The sequence below is a fragment of the Heliomarina sp. genome (assembly GCF_052826185.1).
Window position 1 is genome coordinate 466,637 of sequence record NZ_JBRBUI010000017.1, and the last position, 18,182, is coordinate 484,818.

At 60.6% G+C, this 18,182-nt stretch carries 14 protein-coding genes and 1 riboswitch; of the genes, 6 read left to right on the plus strand and 8 right to left on the minus strand.

Going from position 1 to position 18,182, the window contains the following annotated elements:
- Positions 1 to 5: 5 nt before the first annotated feature.
- The 8 genes from ACU0FH_RS07595 to ectA form a co-directional block, all read right to left on the minus strand.
- Positions 6 to 362 carry a VOC family protein gene (locus ACU0FH_RS07595; protein ID WP_446194053.1) on the minus strand — a complete coding sequence of 119 codons (357 nt, stop codon included), beginning with the start codon at positions 360 to 362 and terminating at the stop codon, positions 6 to 8.
- 3 nt (positions 363 to 365) lie between these two features.
- Entirely contained in the window at positions 366 to 728 is a 363-nt protein-coding gene (gcvH, locus tag ACU0FH_RS07600) for a glycine cleavage system protein GcvH (protein WP_238371024.1), read from the minus strand.
- A gap of 20 nt (positions 729 to 748) precedes the next feature.
- The gene (gene gcvT, locus ACU0FH_RS07605) at positions 749 to 1,873 is read right to left on the minus strand and encodes a glycine cleavage system aminomethyltransferase GcvT (protein ID WP_446194054.1); all 1,125 of its coding nucleotides are present in this window, start codon (positions 1,871 to 1,873) and stop codon (positions 749 to 751) included.
- 162 nt (positions 1,874 to 2,035) lie between these two features.
- Positions 2,036 to 2,122: riboswitch (glycine riboswitch) on the minus strand.
- A 58-nt stretch (positions 2,123 to 2,180) separates the two neighbouring features.
- The gene (locus ACU0FH_RS07610) at positions 2,181 to 4,292 is read right to left on the minus strand and encodes an ATP-binding protein (RefSeq protein ID WP_446194055.1); all 2,112 of its coding nucleotides are present in this window, start codon (positions 4,290 to 4,292) and stop codon (positions 2,181 to 2,183) included.
- 277 nt (positions 4,293 to 4,569) lie between these two features.
- A complete protein-coding gene (locus ACU0FH_RS07615) occupies positions 4,570 to 6,000 on the minus strand; it encodes an aspartate kinase (RefSeq protein WP_446194056.1) in 1,431 nt (476 codons plus the stop codon).
- Positions 6,001 to 6,036: 36 nt separating this feature from the next.
- Complete coding sequence (locus ACU0FH_RS07620) at positions 6,037 to 6,423, minus strand: ectoine synthase (RefSeq protein WP_238371028.1); 387 nt, start codon at positions 6,421 to 6,423, stop codon at positions 6,037 to 6,039.
- Positions 6,424 to 6,427: 4 nt separating this feature from the next.
- Complete coding sequence (gene ectB, locus ACU0FH_RS07625) at positions 6,428 to 7,717, minus strand: diaminobutyrate--2-oxoglutarate transaminase (protein WP_446194057.1); 1,290 nt, start codon at positions 7,715 to 7,717, stop codon at positions 6,428 to 6,430.
- 45 nt (positions 7,718 to 7,762) lie between these two features.
- The gene (ectA, locus tag ACU0FH_RS07630; RefSeq protein ID WP_446194058.1) at positions 7,763 to 8,278 is read right to left on the minus strand and encodes a diaminobutyrate acetyltransferase; all 516 of its coding nucleotides are present in this window, start codon (positions 8,276 to 8,278) and stop codon (positions 7,763 to 7,765) included.
- 248 nt (positions 8,279 to 8,526) lie between these two features.
- Between ectA and ACU0FH_RS07635 the strand changes: the two genes are divergently transcribed.
- The 6 genes from ACU0FH_RS07635 to ACU0FH_RS07660 all read left to right on the plus strand — a co-directional run bounded on the left by ACU0FH_RS07635 (position 8,527) and on the right by ACU0FH_RS07660 (position 18,135).
- Positions 8,527 to 9,003, plus strand: coding sequence for a MarR family winged helix-turn-helix transcriptional regulator (locus ACU0FH_RS07635; RefSeq protein ID WP_238371031.1), 477 nt, complete (start codon positions 8,527 to 8,529; stop codon positions 9,001 to 9,003).
- Between the two features lie 204 nt (positions 9,004 to 9,207).
- Positions 9,208 to 10,578, plus strand: a complete 1,371-nt coding sequence (locus tag ACU0FH_RS07640) for an aspartate aminotransferase family protein (RefSeq protein ID WP_446194165.1) — start codon at positions 9,208 to 9,210, stop codon at positions 10,576 to 10,578.
- A 257-nt stretch (positions 10,579 to 10,835) separates the two neighbouring features.
- The gene (locus ACU0FH_RS07645) at positions 10,836 to 11,915 is read left to right on the plus strand and encodes an efflux RND transporter periplasmic adaptor subunit (protein WP_446194059.1); all 1,080 of its coding nucleotides are present in this window, start codon (positions 10,836 to 10,838) and stop codon (positions 11,913 to 11,915) included.
- A complete protein-coding gene (locus tag ACU0FH_RS07650) occupies positions 11,915 to 12,991 on the plus strand; it encodes an efflux RND transporter periplasmic adaptor subunit (protein WP_446194060.1) in 1,077 nt (358 codons plus the stop codon). Before ACU0FH_RS07645 ends, ACU0FH_RS07650 begins: the two co-directional genes overlap by 1 nt.
- The gene (locus ACU0FH_RS07655; protein WP_446194061.1) at positions 12,988 to 16,035 is read left to right on the plus strand and encodes an efflux RND transporter permease subunit; all 3,048 of its coding nucleotides are present in this window, start codon (positions 12,988 to 12,990) and stop codon (positions 16,033 to 16,035) included. The genes ACU0FH_RS07650 and ACU0FH_RS07655 overlap by 4 nt, the downstream gene beginning before the upstream one ends.
- A 189-nt stretch (positions 16,036 to 16,224) precedes the next feature.
- Positions 16,225 to 18,135, plus strand: coding sequence for an HWE histidine kinase domain-containing protein (locus ACU0FH_RS07660; protein ID WP_446194062.1), 1,911 nt, complete (start codon positions 16,225 to 16,227; stop codon positions 18,133 to 18,135).
- Positions 18,136 to 18,182 lie beyond the last annotated feature (47 nt).

Here is an 18,182-nt window from a genome sequence, read left to right on the forward strand (position 1 = left end):
TCGGGTTAAGGCGCAATATGGGTCAGGACATTGATCAATGTCCCGGCGGGGTCGCGAAAGTAGAAACGCCGCACACCCCAGTCTTCGTTTGTCGGTCCGTATTCGGGCCGGATGCCCCGAGTATTCAGGCGATCCAGTATGTCGTTCAGATCATCGACCTCGATGGACAGCGCGGGCAGATCGGTGTCGGATCCGCCATGCCGCGCGAGCGAGAGCTGCGTCGCAGGGCTGTCCGGCGCTGCAAGCGTCGCGATCCAGCCCATGTCCATCACGATATCAAGGTCGAAGACCTCGCTGTAAAAGGCTGCCAGCGCCGTCGAATCATCCGTGCGGATATTGCTTACGATGCGTCTGACGGCCAAGGATCAGTCTCCGATGAATTCCTTGTAGGCAGCTTCGTCCATGTAATCGTCCATCGGCGAAAGATCCGACGGCTTCATCTTGAAGAACCATGCATCTCCTGTGGGGTCGTCGTTGACCAACGCGGGGTTGTCGGCAAGGGTCGAGTTCACTTCGACGATTTCGCCATCCAGCGGCGCGAGGATGTCCGAGGCGGCCTTGACGCTTTCGATCACCACGACTTCGTCGTCCTTGGTGATTTCGGTGCCTTCTTCGGGCAGTTCGACAAAGACCACGTCGCCCATCTGCTCCGCCGCATAGGCGGTGATGCCGACCACGATCAGGCCGTCTTCTTCCAGCAGCCATTCATGCTCTTCGGTGTATTTCATGGAGGTCTCTTCCCTGTTGACTATCGTTTGAAATTGGCCGCGACAAAGGGCATCGCGGAAACGGTGACGGGCAGGCGCTTGCCGCGCAGCTCGCCAAAAAGAACGGTGCCCGGTTCGGCCTTGTCGGCGGGGACATAGCCCATCGCGACCGGGCCGCCGACCGTGGGGCCAAACCCGCCCGAGGTGATGGTGCCGACCGGTTCACCGCCTGCGTCCTCGGCAAAGAGTTCGATGCCTTCGCGCATGGGCGCACGACCCTCGGGGCGCAACCCGACGCGCTTGCGTGCCGGCCCGTCCTGCATCTGGCTCAGGACCGCTTCGGCACCGGGGAAACCGCCCTCGCGCGCGCCGCCCTGCCGCCGGGCCTTCTGGATCGCCCATGTCAGCGATGCTTCGGCGGGCAGGGTGGTGGTGTCGATATCATGCCCATACAGACAAAGCCCCGCTTCGAGCCGCAGGGAATCCCGCGCGCCAAGGCCAATGGGCAGGACATCGTCATGATCCAGCAGGCGGCGGGCCAACGACGCGGCATGTTCCGACGGGACCGAGATTTCATAGCCGTCTTCGCCCGTATACCCCGAGCGTGAAACCCAGCATTCCGCGCCGTCGAGCATCAGAGTTTTCACGTCCATGAATGTCATCTGGGCCGCCTCGGGGGCCAGTTCAGACAACACGGTTTCAGCGGCAGGCCCCTGCAGCGCCAGCAGCGCGCGGTCGGTCACGGGGGCCACATCCAGCGCCGGTTCCAGCACGGATTTCATATGCGCGATGTCCTGATCCTTGCAGGCGGCATTGACCACGACGAACAGGTGATCGCCCCGGTTGGCGAACATCAGGTCATCGGTGATGCCGCCGTTTTTATCCGTGAAAAGACCATAGCGTTGCCGGCCTTCCTTGAGACCGAGCACATCCATCGGCACGAGCGTTTCAAAGGCGGTCGCCAGCGCGTCCCAGTCCCCGCCCGATATCACGACCTGCCCCATGTGGCTCACATCGAAAAGCCCGGCCTTTTCGCGTGTATGGCTGTGTTCGGCCATGATGCCGGCGCGGAATTGCACGGGCATGTCATAGCCCGCAAAGCCGACCATCTTGCCGCCCAACTCAAGGTGCAGCGCGTGCAAAGGGGTTCTCAGTAAATCCGTCATACCCGATCCAAGTCCAAGACCAGCGTGATTCTCAAGGAAATCATGCGGCATCCCAAATTTCGCAGGCGATTGCCTGCAAGTGTGATGCCCCCTCTGTCCTTTTGCCTGAGATCGTTATCCCTTCGGCGTCCCGGTCGTGGCCGGGCTCTCTCCAGAGTCGTCTTGGCGGATGCGGTCCTTGCGCCTGAGAGTTTCCGGGGCGGTTGCTCCTTCGGCACCGGCTTTTGCCGGTTCTCCCACATCACAGGTGTCGTTTATCGTCTCGGATTGGTCGCGGCAAGCGAATTGCTGCCCGTTGGCGGTCGGATTACCCGGCCGACCGCAGTTGTGCCCGCTGTGTGGTCGATGCGCGCCGGGATTTGTGCGTTTGCGATATAGGCGTGACATTTGCGCTGGGCATATCAAACTCGAAACGGCTGCCGACGCCCGGCTCGCTGGTCACGCCCAGATCGCCGCCATGCAGTTTCACGATCTGCCGGGCAATGGTGAGACCAAGCCCAAAGCCACCGTGCGCGCGGGTGTCCGACCCGTCCGCCTGCTGGAACCGCTGGAAGATCAGCGCGTGGTCCTTGGCGGGGATGCCGCAGCCGGTGTCCTCGACCGCGATGCGCGTACGGGTACCGTCGGGATGCACGGAAATGGTGATCGAGCCTTCGTTGGTAAACTTCAGCGCGTTGCCGACAAGATTGTATAGCACCTGCTTGAGCCGCAGCGGGTCCGCCTCGATCATGACATCCTCGATCTGGCCGACCAGCTTGATGCCTTTCTTTTCGGCCTGCGGGTTCAGATCGTCAATGATCGTCTGGACCGAGTTCGCAACAGAGACGGTTTCCGGCGCGATCTTGAGGTCGCCACCTTCCGCCTTGGCCCAGTCGAGCAGGTCATTCACCATGTTCAGCATGTGTTTCGACGCGCCAAGGATCTTTTCGCTCTGGGCCGAGATGGCATCCGCCTGCTTTGTAATCAGGCCGCGCATCTTGGCACTGTCCACCTTGTCGTCATTGTCGGGCTGATCCAGCAGGTTGTTGATTTCCCGTGCCGCTGGCATGCTCTGGCTTTGGCGCAGGAAAGAGGCGTAGCCCGAAATCACTGTCAACGGTGTGCGCAGCTCATGCGTGACATTGCCAAGGAATTCCGATTTTTGCTTGTTCGCGGCCTCGGCGGCAATCTGCGCCTCTTTCTGGGCCGTGACATCCGCGCAGATGACAACCGTGTACTCTTCGGGCGTTTTCGACAGCGAAATGCTGAGCCAGCGCCCGTCTGGCAGGTGTTCGACTCTCGTCGCGTTGCGATCATAGTTCTTGAGCTGGGATTTGACCCATGCGTCTTCGCGGCCTACGGCCTCGGGCACGTGGCCCTGACGGATCGACATGTAAAAGATGCTCGCGATTGAAAGGCCCGGTTTCAGCTCGTCCCTGTCCAGATGCAGGATATCGGCATAGGCGTCGTTTGCCATGAGAAGCCTGCCGTTATGGTCGAACAGCGCAAATCCCGCGTCGAGCGATTCTACCGCATGTTCAAGGATGCTGTGCGCGTTCTGGCTGCGCATTGCAAAGCGGCGGATCAGCAGGATGGACCCGACGAGGGTCAACAGCGATAGAATAGTCGTCGCGAGGAATTTCCACATGTTCGGGGAATACGGTGCCCAGTCTTCATGCGGCGCCGCGGCGAGTTCCCAACTGCGACCAAAGGCAGTCAGCGCCTTGGTGGAATGATCCGAACTGAACAGTTCGGGCGCGCCGTAGAGATGTTTGATGAGTTTTCCCGCTGGCGACACTTCCCGGAGAGATAGCTGAAGGCTGTCGATGATATGGGCCAGCCCTTCGTCGCCACGAAACAGCCCCTCCTCGGAAATGACGATCGAAATGACGCCCCAAAAGCTTTCCGTTCTTCCATTCAGATGCGGGGTGATGACCGGGTAGCGCAGGACGTAGCCGCGTCCGCCCTGAACAAGGTTGATAGGCCCGTCGAATACCGCCGCGCTCTGGCGATAGGCGCGTGCGACGCTTGCCAGTTGCGTCGGCACATAGGCGTATTCAAGCCCGATGACGGATTCGTTGCCCTTAAGGGGCGACACATGCGTCACTCTCAGATCGGGCGCGATGGCGACGTTGAGGATGCCGGGGTACCGGTCGAGCAGCTGATCGGCGGCCTGTGCGACCGCCTCGTCTGTTAGATCGGGGGAGAGGGAAACGAAGCTTGCCAGACGGTTGGCCACAAGTTCCATGCCGAACAGCTTGGCCGCGAGGGAATCGGCCACGTGACTCAGGTCTCTCTGAAGCTCCGCGTGTTTTTCGTTCAGGTAGATAGACTGATCTTTCTTGATGATCGCATAACCCGCCCCGACGCAAAGCACTGCCGTGCAGAATGCCAGAAGCAGATAGGTTCGCGACACGCCGCCCCAGATGTTTTTCTTCATTTTCAGCCGCCCTGATAATTATGCCCCGGCGGAGGCTTTTCCCGATGTTGGTAAATCGATCTAAAATGATGATTAGGCGAAATTTTGACGCAAACACGGCTGGCAAAAGGATGCTTTCGTCAATGAAATGTAGGTGGCCTGTATTGAGAAATGGTTTTTGAAATTCGGCGGCTTACGGGAAATGAATTCCACTAAGGCGTCATCAGCGGCTGCTCCCAAGCAACAAAAGGGGCGCGCCAGCGGCACGCCCCCAATATTGCGATAAAATGTCGACCGATCAGGCGGCTTTTTTCTCAACGGCCTTGCTGGCCTTGCCAAAGAACAGATCGTGCATCGTGCAGATCGTATCGTCGAGCTGATCTCTCGGGACAATGAACTGCACGTCCACCAGTCGCGGCGGCTGCTGTGCGGCCACGACCTCGATGCCCTTTTCGTCGAGCGCGGTCATCCCACGGCCGAGAACGCCCAGACCCGACAGGTCGCGCCCGATCACCGAGGCCAGCGACAGCGCCCGCACCGACACGTCCGCGTTTGGGTACGTCTCGATCAGGTCGCGTTCCACCCGGCGGATCGCCTTGAAAGACGCATCGAGAAAATGCGTGATCGTATTCGCGTTCGACGTCTTCGAAACGATGTTCACATTGTGACGGCGCAGGATTTCAAGGATCGTGCTGTCGTATCCTTTGACCCCGAGCATGTCCTGTTCGAACAGGTCCAGCGCGTAGATATCCAGACCGCAAACGATCTCCGCTGCCGGCGTGTCGGTCGGCTGGTCGTCGATCAGCGTGCCGGGATCTTTCGGTTCGAACGCGTTGGTGACGCGAAGCGGTACCTGCGCCTGGCGCAGGGTACGGGCCGCTTTCGGGTGGATCGCTTCCATACCCATGTTCGACAACTGGTCGGCCACGTCATAGTTGGTGTGCCCCAGCTTTCGCACGTTCTCCATGCCAACCAGTTTCGGGTCGGCCGAGGACAGATGGAATTCCTTGTGGATGATCGCTTCGCGCGCTCCGGTCATAGCCGCAATCCGCGAAAAAGTGACCTCGGAATAACCACGATCGTATTCCTTCATCAGACCTTCGCGGCACTGCGCGTAGCCGGTCACGATCAGGATTTCGCGTGAAGGGTCGGCGTCCTGAAGGCCCGATTCGATGCGCTCTTTCAGAGACATCTCGCGTTCGTCGCGCCAGCCCGACAGGTCGATGGTCCGCGCTTCGACACCCGCGCGGCGCAGCATCAGGGCCGAAGCTAGCGCGGAATGCGCCTCACCCAGACCGGAAAGCAGCTCGCGAATGATACGCATATGCTCGGACAGCCGGAAGTGGCCATAGGAACACAGGCGTTGCAGGTCGAGAAGACAACTGCGTGCGCCCTCGATCCGGTCGCGGACGAAATCATCCGCTTCCTTCAGGTCGCCCGGATGGTCAAGCAAAGCCCGATGCGCTTCGCGCATCGCGTTCGCAACCTCGGTCAGCTTGTCGAGCCAAGCATGGCTTTGGTCGCCGCTGGCAAACAGGCCATAAACGCCCGGCTCGCCGGTTTTCTTGTCTTCCAGCAGCAGGTTGGTGATGCCGCCAAAGGCGGAAACGACAAAGATGCGGTTGTAGACGTCTTTGCGGTCGCCGATGAACAGAGTGTCCACCAGTTCACGCGCGCGGGACATCGACGTGCCGCCGATCTTTTCGACTGTATGCTCGGGAAAGTTCATATGTATCAGCCCGGGTTGCCCCGGACTCTCCTTTTGTCAGGCATCTGCCAATGCGTAAGAGCCGTCTTCGCGGTGCACTTCGTTGCCGGTGACAGGCGGATTGAAGCAGCAGGCCATGACCAGCTCTTCTTCGGCACGCAGGATGTGGCGGTCGTGCTTGTTCAGCGCGTACATGACGCCGGGCGTGATCTCATGGGTCTCGCCGGTGGCGATATCCGTGATCGAGCCTTTGCCCTGCATGCAGAAAACCGACTCAAAGTGGTTCTTGTATTCGAACGTGTGTTCGGAACCAGCTTGCAGGTAGGTGATGTGAAAGCTGAAGCCCATGCCGTCATCGGCAAGCAGCATACGGACGGATGTCCACTGGGCGTCGGATACGGAACGGTCGGTGTCTTTCAGCTTGTTCAGGTCGCGTACAATCATTGTTTTACTCCGCTGCGATTTTGTTGGTGGCGCCAAGCACGTCCTGTGCAGCATCCAGCAGGATGTTGAGGCCCTTCACAAAGGTTTGCTCTGGCGTGGTAAGGGGGGCGAGCACCTTGACGACTTCGTCATTGGCGCCGGATGTTTCGATGATCAGGCCCTTTTCAAAGGCGCGGGCGCATATATCGCCTGCCAGTTCACCGGTGCCCACATCGACGCCGCGCATCATGCCGCGGCCCTTGAGTTTGGCGCCGGGGACCATACCCGCCAGCGTCGTCAGGTGATCTTCGAGGACCTGTGCCTTTTCGGCGATCTCGTTCTTGAACGCATCGTCGGTCCAGAATTTCTCGATAGCGACCCGCGCGGTGACAAAGGCGTGGGTATTGCCACGAAAGGTGCCGTTATGCTCGGCAGGGCTCCACACGTCGAGCTCCGGTTTGAGGAGCAGCGCCGCGAACGGCAGCCCCATGCCCGACAGCGATTTAGCCAGCGGGATCATATCGGGTTCGACATCGTATTCCTCAAAGGAAAAGAAGGTGCCTGTGCGACCAAGTCCGGCCTGAATGTCATCCAAGATCAGCTTGGCGCCATGCTTTTTCGCGAGCTTGGCGATGCCTTGCATCCATTCCTTAGACGCCGCATTCAGCCCGCCTTCGCCCTGCACGGGCTCAAAGATGAATGCAGCCGGGGCGTCGATGCCGCTCGACGGGTTGTCGAGCATTTCTTCGGCCAACTTCAGCGTATCCACGTCACCCATCGACCCCTCGTAGGGCAGGTGGGTCACGTCGCCGAGGCTCACGCCGCCACCATCACGCTTGCCAGCATTACCGGTCAGCGAAAGCGATCCTAGCGTCATGCCGTGGAAACCGTTGGTGAAAGCGATAACGTTCGTACGACCGGTGACTTTACGGGCCAGTTTCAGCGCGGCCTCGACGGCGTTCGTGCCGGTCGGGCCGACCATCATGACCTTGTGGTCCATGCCGCGCGGCTCAAGAATGTGCTTCTCGAAGCTCTCTAGAAAGGCGGCCTTGGCGTCCGTATACATGTCCAGACCGTGGGCAATGCCATCGTTCTGGATATGCTCGATCAGCGCGGCCTTCATGTCGGGGTCGTTATGCCCGTAGTTCAGCGAGGAACAACCGGCCAGAAAGTCGATGTAGGTCTTGCCATTGGCATCGGTCATTTCCGACCCGCTGGCAGAGGTGAAAACGGTATCGAAGCTGCGGCAGTAGCTGCGCACCTCCGACTCACGTCGGGCAAAAACTTGTTTATCGGCTGAATTTTCAGTCGGCATAGGAGACCTCCAGGTCTATAACTAAAAGGGGATGTGCGGCGCGGTTCAGGCCGCTTTCTTGAATTCCTCGACAGGGAATTCGATGGTGACCATATGTTCGGTCGCGTGCGCGCCATCGAAGTGTTCTTCGCGCTTGAAATGCGGTTCGCTATCCATGGCGCCGTCCTGACGATCGGCAAATCGGGAGAACAGCGCCCAAGATGCATCGTTGTCCTTGGTGATGGTCGTCTGCATCTGGGTCACATCTGCACAGACCTCGCGGTCGAGGATATGTTCAAGCATGCGGGTGCCAAGCCCGGCGCCGCGCGCTTTTGCGGAAACGGCGACCTGCCAGACAAAAAGGGTGTCCGGGTCATCGGGACGGATATAGGCAGAAATCCAGCCCACGGCTTCGCCATCGATCTCGGCAAGCACGCAGGTTTCGGCGAAGTGATCGCATTGGATCAGGTTGCAATACATGGAGTTTTCATCCAGCGGTTTGCAATCCTTGACCAGCTCCCACACTGCCGATCCATCTTCGCCTACAGGTTCGCGAAGTGTGATTTCATCTTTTGCAGCCATGTCCGTCATTATCCGTTGTTACATTTATTTCGCAAGGCTTAGTATATGTGTGGCGCTGAAATAATCAACACCATCGTTAAATAAACTATAAACCGGCTAAAAGGTTCCTCCCGTAGGGAGAACCCTTTTGTTTTCTGGCGATTTTTGCCTTAAACTTACTGCGCAAGGCTTAGTATCGACTTGTATTATTGGGTTGCAAAAGTGCCACTGAACTTTAGCGTATGCTGGTAATTTCGAACGAGACACCGATGAGCCGCACCGATGAAAGCCTGATTTCACTCCGTCGTATTCTTCGATCAACCGAGCTTTACGGGCGCAAGCTCGCTGCGGAGGCAGGTCTGACGGCGGTTCAGTTGCGGGTGCTTCAGATCATTGCTGAAACCGGGTCGAGTACGGCCAAGCATCTTGCGACCCGCATGGGGGTGACTCAGGCGACGATGACCGCGCTCATCGACAAGCTGGAGAAGAAACAGCTTCTGACCCGGCACAGATCCGAAGTCGACAAGCGGCAGATGGATCTGCTGATCACCGATCTGGGGCGTGACAAGGTCAATGATGCGCCCGACCCGCTGCAACAGCGATACGTTCGCGCCTTCGAGTCGATGGAGCCTTGGGAACAGTTGATGGTGAACGCGGTGCTGGAGCGGGTCGCGGGCATGCTTGATGCCTCTGATATCGATGCCTCGCCAGTGCTGGATTCTGGTGATCTTCGGGGGGTCCGCTAGGGCCGAAAAGGCGGGGCACAACCCGTACACAAGCCGTGCAGCACCTGTACACCCCCTGTGCACCGGGGCCGAAAGCCAAGTTTTGCCTTTAATCTGGCAGGCGCGGGAAAAAATGATCAAATTATTGGTTGCGGAATTGACTGCCCCTGCGGGCTGGTGCAACGAGTTGCTCATGATTTCCTGAATAGCAAGAGGTGCCCCATGATGGACGATATCCCCAACTCGATCGAAGCGCGGGATGCGCGCGTTCACATGCACCCCTATACCAACGCCCGCGCCCTGCAGGAATCCGGCCCGCTGGTGATGGATCACGGCGAAGGCATCCATGTCTTTGACACGAGCGGCAAGAAATACATCGAGGCGATGGCCGGTCTCTGGAGCGTTGCCGTCGGATTCTCGGAAAAACGTCTGGCCAAGGTCGCTCATGAGCAGATGCTCAAGCTGCCTTATTACCACGTCTTTTCGATGCGCTCGCACCAGCCCGCCGTCGAGTTGGCGGAAAAGCTGATCGAGATGTCGCCGGTGCCGATGAGCAAGGTGTTCTTTACCAACTCGGGTTCCGAGGCGAACGACACCGCCGTCAAGATGCTCTGGTATCGCGCCAACGCCATCGGCCAGCCGGAAAAACGCAAGATTATCAGCCGCGTACGTGGCTACCACGGCATCACCGCCGTGGCCGCCAGCATGACCGGCTTGCCGATGAACCACATGTCCTTTGGCCTGCCGCTGCCGGGCTTCCTGCACACCGGGAATCCGCATTTCTGGCGCGAGGCTCAGCCGGGCGAAAGCGAAGAGGATTTCTCGGCCCGCCGGGCGGCTGAACTCGAGGCGATGATCCTTGAGGAAGGTCCGGAAACCATCGCGGCCTTCATCGCCGAGCCGGTGATGGGGGCGGGGGGCGTGATCGTGCCGCCGAAGGGCTACTGGCCCGCGATCAAGGCAGTGCTTGAAAAGTACGATATCATGATGATCGCGGACGAAGTGATCTGCGGCTTTGGCCGGACCGGCAAGATGTTCGCGACCGAAACTTATGATCTCAAGCCGGATATCCTCGTGATGTCCAAGCAGCTGTCGTCTTCGTACCAGCCGATCTCGGCCCTGATGATCAGCGAAAAGATGTTTGGGCCCATCGCGGACGAAAGCAACAAGATCGGTGCCTTTGGCCACGGCTACACCGGTGGCGGTCACCCCGTCGCGGCGGCGGTCGCGCTGGAAAACATCAAGATCATCGAAGAGCGCAATCTTGTCGAGAACGCGGCCGAGGTCGGTGCGCATATGCAGAAACGGCTCGCCGAACTGGCCGAGCACCGTCTGGTGGGCGAGCACCGCGGCATCGGTCTGATCGCCGCGCTGGAGCTGGTAACCGACAAGGACGCCAAGGTCGCGCTGGAAAAACCCGGTGCGATGGGTGCGACGGTTGCCGCGCGCATGCTGGAAACCGGCGTGATTTCCCGTCCGATCATGGATGCGGTCGCCTTCTGCCCGCCGCTGATCATCACCAAGGAGCAGGTCGACGAGATGGTCGACGGCACGGCCAAGGCCATCGACCTTGCCGCAGGTGATCTGGGCCTTTGAGCCCCGTGCGACAGTATGAATAAAGGAAAGCCCGGTGCGCTGCGCCGGGCTTTTTGCATTGCTGCGACATACTTGGTGAGACCGAAAGTCTTTGAAAACGAAGGTGCTCGCGATAGTTGTGGGCGGCAAATCAGGTCTTGATCGAACTGAACGGTTCTGTTTAGTAGCCGAAGTTGACGATCAGTACTTGTTTCATGCTTGGCGGCGAAACCTTTTCCGGGGCAGGCTGGCCGGGTCGGATACAGAGGTTTCCAGTTATGTCACGCATTCCGCATCGATTTCGAACCGGGGCACTTGCGCTTGCGCTTGTGAGTCTTTCGCCCTGCATGGCGCTGTCCGAGGACCCTCTGATGGTGCGGGCGGTGCGCGCCGAGCAGGTCGAGACCAGGCAGCACCTGTCCCTTACGGGGGAGATTTCAGCGCGTGAGATGGTGCAGACGGCCTTTCCGACCGGTGGCCGTATCGCCGAGATTGCCGTGGAAGATGGCGATCGGGTGAAGGCGGGCGAGGTGCTGGCTCGGATTGAGAAGGTGCAGCAAGAGCAATCGCTGCGCGCCGCCGAGGCCCAGCTGGCGGCAACGCGTGCCGAGTATGACGCGGCTCAGGATGCGGATCGCCGCCAGACCGCGCTGCTGGAACGCGGCGCGACGACCCGGGCGGCACGCAACGCGGCGGCTGATCGCTTTGCTGCGGCGGTGGCGCGACGAGCGCAGGCCGAGGCCGAATTGCAGCAGGCCCGCGATGCGCTTGAGGACACCGTCATCCACGCGCAGAACGATGCCACCGTTATCCGCAAACTGGCCGAGCCGGGACAGGTTGTCGGCGCAGCGCAGCCGGTGCTTGAACTGGCGCTGGGGGAGGGGCTTGATGCAATCTTTAATGTGCCCGAGCAAAAGATGCTTGGCACAGCGGAAGCGGAGACGCCGACCATAATCCTGTCGCCGATCGACCGGCCCGATGTGCAAGTGCCTGGTGTCGTGCGAGAAATCTCTCCGCTGGTCGATCCGGCGACGGGCACGGTTCAGGTCACCGTCGGGCTGGAGGAACCGCTGCCGGGCCTGAGCTACGGCGACACCGTGCGCGGGACGAGCCAGCCGCTGGAAGGCCGCAGCGTCGTTTTGCCTTGGTCTACCGTGACCGCGAACGACGAAGGGACCGCAGTCTGGGTGGTCGACCCGGCGACCAGCGCCGTTTCGCTGCGCGGGATCGAGGTGAAACGCTACACCAGCGATTCCGTCCTGCTGGAAAGCGGTGTCGAAGAGGGCGAACTGGTGGTGAGCAAGGGCGCGCAACTGCTTTATCCGGGCCGGATCGTCGCCCTACAGGAGGATCTCTGATGCGGTTTCTTTCACTGCTCCTGTTGCTGCTGTCCGGCGCGGCTGTGGCGCAGGACGCCCATGCCCCCCGCCCGGTTGTCACGGAAATCGTTTCGCCCCAGTCGGGGCTGGCCTCGAACTGGGTGGGGACAGTTACCGCGCCAAGCGAGATCGACCTTGGTTTCCTGCGGCTTGGCACGCTGGCCGAACGCGTCGTGGATGTTGGCGACACGGTTTCTAAGGGCGACGTGCTTGCCCGGCTTGATGCGAGCGACCTGCAGGCGCAGCTTCAGGCAGCGCAGGCCGGGGTAAGCATCGCCGAGGCCAATCTCCACACTGCGACCGATGCCTATGAGCGGGTCAAGACATTGGCGGACCGGGGCGTGACAAGCGCCTCGGCGCTGGAGGACACGCAGAACGATCTGTCTGCCGCGCGCGCGGCGCTGGATCAGGCCCGCGCCGAAGCGGCCCGCGCCGAGGACGCGCGCGACTATGCCAACCTGCGCGCGCCCATTGATGGTGTGGTGACAACGGTCAGGGCCGAACCGGGGGCGACGCTGGATGCGGGGCAGGCGCTGATGACGATTGCCGCCACGGGCGGGCGCGAAGTGGTGATTTCTCTCAGCGAAGAGGATGCGGCGGGCATGGCGGAGAGTGCGGCATTTTCCGTGCGGCTTTTGGCCAATCCGGATGTGCGGTCCACGGCGGTACTGGACCGGATCGACCCGGTCACCCAACGCGCCAGCCGTACCCGGAGCGCCCATCTGACGCTTGACACCGATGCGCCCGAGGCGTTCCGGCTGGGTACGCTGGCGACGGTGACCCTGTCGACGCATCAGGCGGCGGTCACCACCCTGCCGACGCGCGCGCTGATCGCGGGAAGCGAACCGCCGACGGTCTGGCGCGTCCATCCGGACAGCCGCGAAGTCGAACAGGTAAGCGTCGAAACCGGCCCGGTGGCGGGTGGGCGCGTCGTGATCCTCTCTGGCGTGGAGACGGGCGATGAAATCGTGATCCGGGGGGTGAACCTGCTTGAACCCGGACATGTGGCGGGGCGGCGCATTGCGCCAAGGACTATTCCCGGAGGGACACAATGAGCGGTTTCAACCTGTCGGACTGGGCGCTCAAGCACCGGTCATTCGTGTGGTTCCTGATGATCGTGAGCCTTGTCGCCGGGGCCATGGCCTATGTGCAGATCGGTCGCGAGGAAGACCCGAATTTCGCGATCAAGACGATGGTCGTCTCGGCGGCGCTGCCGGGGGCATCAGTCGTCGAGACGCTGAACCAGGTCACGGACCGGATCGAGAAAAAGCTCGAGGATCTGGACGAACTGGACAAGACGCGGTCCATCACCCGGCCGGGGCAGGCGGTGGTCTATGTCGAACTGCTCGACACGACCCGGGCCAAGGACCTCCCGGAAATCTGGCAGCGCGTGCGTAACATGATGGCCGATATCCGGGGCGAATTCCCGGCCGAATTCGCGGGCTTCCAGTTCAACGACCGGTTCGGCGACGTGTTCGGCAACCTTTACGCCTTTACCTCGGACGGGTTCACCCCGCGCGAGGTGCGCGACTATGTCGAGGAAGTGCGCCGCGCGGTGCAGGCGCTGCCGGATTCCGGCAAGGTCGAAATCTATGGCACGCGCGATCAGGTGGTGTATCTTGAATTCTCGCCCGAGCGGCTGGCGGCTCTGGGGTTGAGCCAGGCGCAGGTGCAGCAGACGCTTGCCGCGCAGAACGCGATTTTGCCCTCGGGCGAGATTGACGCCGGATCGGAACGGATCATGGTGCGGGTCGGCGGCGCGTTCAATTCGGCGCAAAGCGTGCTGGACGTGAACCTGCGTGTCGATGGCCAGTTCTTTCGCCTGACAGACGTGGCCGATATCCGGCTTGATTACGAAGACCCGCCCGCCGAACTGTTCCGTTTCAACGGCAAGGAGGCCATAGGTCTGGCTATCGGCATGCGCGAAGGCGCCAATATTGTCGATTTCGGCGAAGAGCTGAGCGTGGTGATGGAAGAGGTCGAGGCCAATCTGCCTATCGGCATCCAGATCGACCATATCGCGGATCAGCCCGAAGTGGTGGATGAGGCGGTCGGCCATTTCATTCAGGCGCTGGTCGAGGCGGTTGTGATCGTGCTGGCTGTCAGCTTTGTAAGCCTTGGCCTGCGGGCCGGTCTGGTTGTGACTCTGACGATCCCTCTTGTGCTCGCGATTACCTTCGTTGTGATGCATTACGCTGGCTTCACCCTGCAGCGGATTTCGCTCGGAGCGCTTATTATTGCGCTGGGGCTGCTGGTGGATGACGCGATGATCGCGATTGAGACGATGATCTCACGGCTTGAAATCGGCGAGTCCCTGACCAAGGCGGCGAGTTTCGCATGGACCTCGATTGCCTTCCCGATGCTCTCGGGCACGCTGGTGACGGTGGCCGGTTTCATCCCGATCGGATTGAACAATTCGGCGGCGGGGGAATTCACCTTTTCGCTTTTCGTGGTGATTGCCGTGTCGCTGCTGGTGAGCTGGATCGTGGCGGTTTTGTTTGCGCCGCTGCTTGGCGTGACGCTGTTGCCGTCGAAGATGAAACATCACGAGGCAGGGCCGGGGCGCGTGCGGCGCCTGTTCCACCGGGTGCTGCGTACAGCGATGCGGTTCCGCTGGGTGACGATTGCCATCACGCTGGTCGCGTTCGGCGCGTCGGTCTGGGCGATGCAATTTGTCGAGAACCAGTTTTTCCCGTCCTCTGACCGGCCCGAGTTGCTGGTCGATTTCACCCTGCCGCAGAATGCGTCGATCACCGAAACGAGGGCCGAGATGGACCGGTTCGAAGAGGCGCTGAAGGGGCATGAGGACGTGCTGTTCTGGTCTTCTTACGTGGGACGCAGCGCGCCGCGTTTCATCCTGTCTTACGAGGTTCTGACAGCAGGTCCGAATATTGGCCAGATCGTGATCCAGACACCGGGTGTCGAAGCGCGCGACCGTTTGCGCGCGGAACTGGTCGAACTGTCTGAGACGCAATTTCCCGGCGTCGACATATTCGTGAAGCTGCTGGAGATCGGCCCGCCCGTCGGACGTCCGGTTCAGTTCCGCATCACCGGCCCTGAGATCGATGTGCTGCGCGACCATGCGCGCGATCTGGCGGCGCTGGTGGCGTCGGATGCGCGGACGGCGAACGTGGTGATGGACTGGAACGAACCGTCACGGGTGGTCCGGGTCGATATCCTTCAGGACCGGCTGCGCCTGCTGGGGCTGACCTCGCAGGATGTGGCGACGTCGCTCAGCGCGATCTATGACGGTATCGGCGTCACCGAGATCCGTGATGGCACCTATCTTGTCGATCTGATCGCGCGGGGCGGGCCCGAGACGCGTTCCTCCATCGATGCGCTGACGAACCTTCAGCTTGGCGCCAGCAATGGCGTGGCGATCCCGCTCTCTTCGGTCGCGGTGTTCCGGTATGACACGGAGCAGCCGGTGATCCGGCAGGAAAACCGGATGCCGACGATCATCGTGCAGGCGGCCATTTCGACCAAGGACCAGCCCGCGACCATCGTCGATGCGTTGGCCCTCAAGGTGGCCGAGTTCAACGAGGGGCTGCCTTTCCGCTACGAGGTCACGGTTGGCGGGACGGTTGAATCCAGTGCCGAAAGTCAGGCCCCGATTGCCGCGGTGGTGCCGCTGATGCTGCTGATCATGGCGGCGCTGGTGATGATGCAGATGCAGAGCTTTCGCAACGCGTTGGTGGTTTTCGCCGCCGCGCCGCTTGGGCTGATCGGCGTTGTTGCCGCGCTTTTGCCCTCGGGCGCGCCGCTTGGCTTTGTCGCGATCCTTGGCGTGCTGGCCCTGATCGGCATCCTGATCCGGAATTCCATCATCCTCGTCCATGAAATCGACATCCAGCGTGAACACGGGCTGTCGGCCTGGGATGCGGTGTTCAATGCCTCGGACAGCCGCGCGCGGCCTATCTTGCTGACTGCCGCAGCGGCAAGCCTTGCCTTGATCCCCATATCCCGGCAAATATTCTGGGGACCGATGGCCTATGCCATGATGGGAGGGATCATCGCGGGGACAATCGTTACGCTTGTCTTTGTTCCGGCCCTTTATCTGGCGGTCCATCGGGTCCGGAAACCGGAGAGCACGGGATAATCCAGCGGCAAGAATAAAGTTGCTTTATTTTTGTATCGATTGCGCTGTATGACCTGATATCGGATTTCGGTTTCCATTCCTGGGAGCGTGAAAGTTTCCTTTAGCTTGCGTGGGGAAGTCGCGACGTAGATGTTAAGGCGTCAACCGGATCACAGGGATCCACTTAGTTTTCTTGCGGGGTCCGGTGAAATGGCCCGCCGAATTCGCGAATTCAACTGGGCGGACCATCCCTTTGGCCGTCCTGAAACCTGGCCGCAATCCCTGCGCTCGGCCGTTGGAATCTGTCTGCACTCGGCTTTTCCGACAGCAATCTACTGGGGATCAGAGCTTCGGCTGATCTATAACGATGCCTGGTCGCATATTCCGGGCCCGCGCCATCCGGCGGCCTTGGGGCAACCGGCCAAGGAAGTCTGGTCGGATATCTGGCATATCATCGAGCCACAATTCTCGCAGGTCATTGAGAAAGGCGCCGGAGTCTCGCTTTCCGATCAGTTGCTGCCGATGGAAAGGTTCGGTTATCCCGAAGAGACCTACTGGAGCTACAACTTCACTCCGATTCACGAAGAGGATGGCGGCATTGGCGGGGTCTTTAACTCGGGCATGGAAACGACGCGCGATGTGCTGATTCAGCGGCAGATGCAATTCGTGCTGCATCTTGAGGAACAGCTTGCAACGCTTTCCGAGCCGGTCGAGATCCGCAGGCACATGATGCGGATGCTTCAGAAGATGCTTGCGCCGGTCGAGATCGGGCTTTGCCTGTTCGACAGCAAGGGGCAGGGCGAGGTTCTGACGGCAGAGCCGGGGGACGAATACGCGATGCCCGACGAACTCTGGGCCTGGGCGAAACGCGACTTCCTGGACGGTCGGGCTCTGGTGCTGCATGACGTTACCAGCGAAAGCGCGTTCGCGAATTTTGACATGCCCGAGCGATTTCGGACAGGCGGCTTTCTGGCTGTGCCGCTTGTTCGAGGGGGAATCGTGCGGGCAGTTCTTTTCGCGCATTGTTCGACCACGTGCCACTGGAACGCCTTCGACGAGGCGGCGCTGGAAAAGTGTCTCGAGGTGTCTGACAAATTCGTCGAACTCGCGATTGCAATCGAGCGCGAGGAGACCATCAAGCGCGAAGTGGATCACCGGGCCAAGAACCTGCTGGCGATCGTCCGTTCCGTCGTGCGCCAGACCACGGCCAAGGATGTGCCGACGTTCCGGGCGCAGGTCAACGACCGGCTGACGGCGCTGGCGCGGGTGCATTCGATGCTGGCGGCATCGAACTGGACCGAGATCGAACTGATGGATCTGATCTCGCAAGAGCTGGCGCCCTATGGCGCGGACAAGGCGAAACGCATCTGCGTCAAGGGGCCGAGTATCCGGTTGAACGCGCAGGATGCGCAGACCATTTCGCTGATGGTGCATGAACTTACGACCAACGCAGCCAAGTATGGCGCGCTGTCGCGGCTGGACGGGCAGTTAACCATTGGCTGGGAGATAGACGCCGAAGGATCGCTGATGTTTTCGTGGGAAGAGAATTGCCCGGGCTTTGACCCCAGCGCCGTCTTGGACAGCGCGCCGGGGTTCGGGTCGGTCCTGCTGAACCGGGTCGCCGAGCGGCAGATGGGTGGAAAGCTTGACCGCCGCGCGGCGCCCGGCGTATTACGCTATCGCTTGTCGATCCCGGCAGACAGCGCCTTGCGGCTGGGCGCGACGATGTCGAGCGGCGAGCCCAAGCAAAAGGGATATGGCGGGGAGAAATCGGTGCTGATCGTCGAGGATGAAATCATCGTCGCCTTCGATCTCGAAGAGATGGTGGGCGAGATGGGCCATCGCGTGTTCGGCGTCGCGTCTTCGCTTGACGGGGCGCTTGCGAAGATTTCGCAGGGACGTCCGGATATTGCCATCCTTGATCTCAACCTCAGCGGGGAATCCTCGCTCCCCCTGGCCGAGAAGCTGGCGCGCAACGGCGTGCCGATCATTTATTCCACCGGGTACGAGGTGGTGGACGGTCTGCCCGGTATGCCGGAAGCCGCCCGGATCGTGCAAAAGCCGATGGCGCAGGAAGATCTGGCCAGGACCATCGCCGATCTGACAGGGCGGCTTAATTAGAGCGGGATGCGTGACGTGGCGGTTCCAAGGACACCGACGGAAAACGG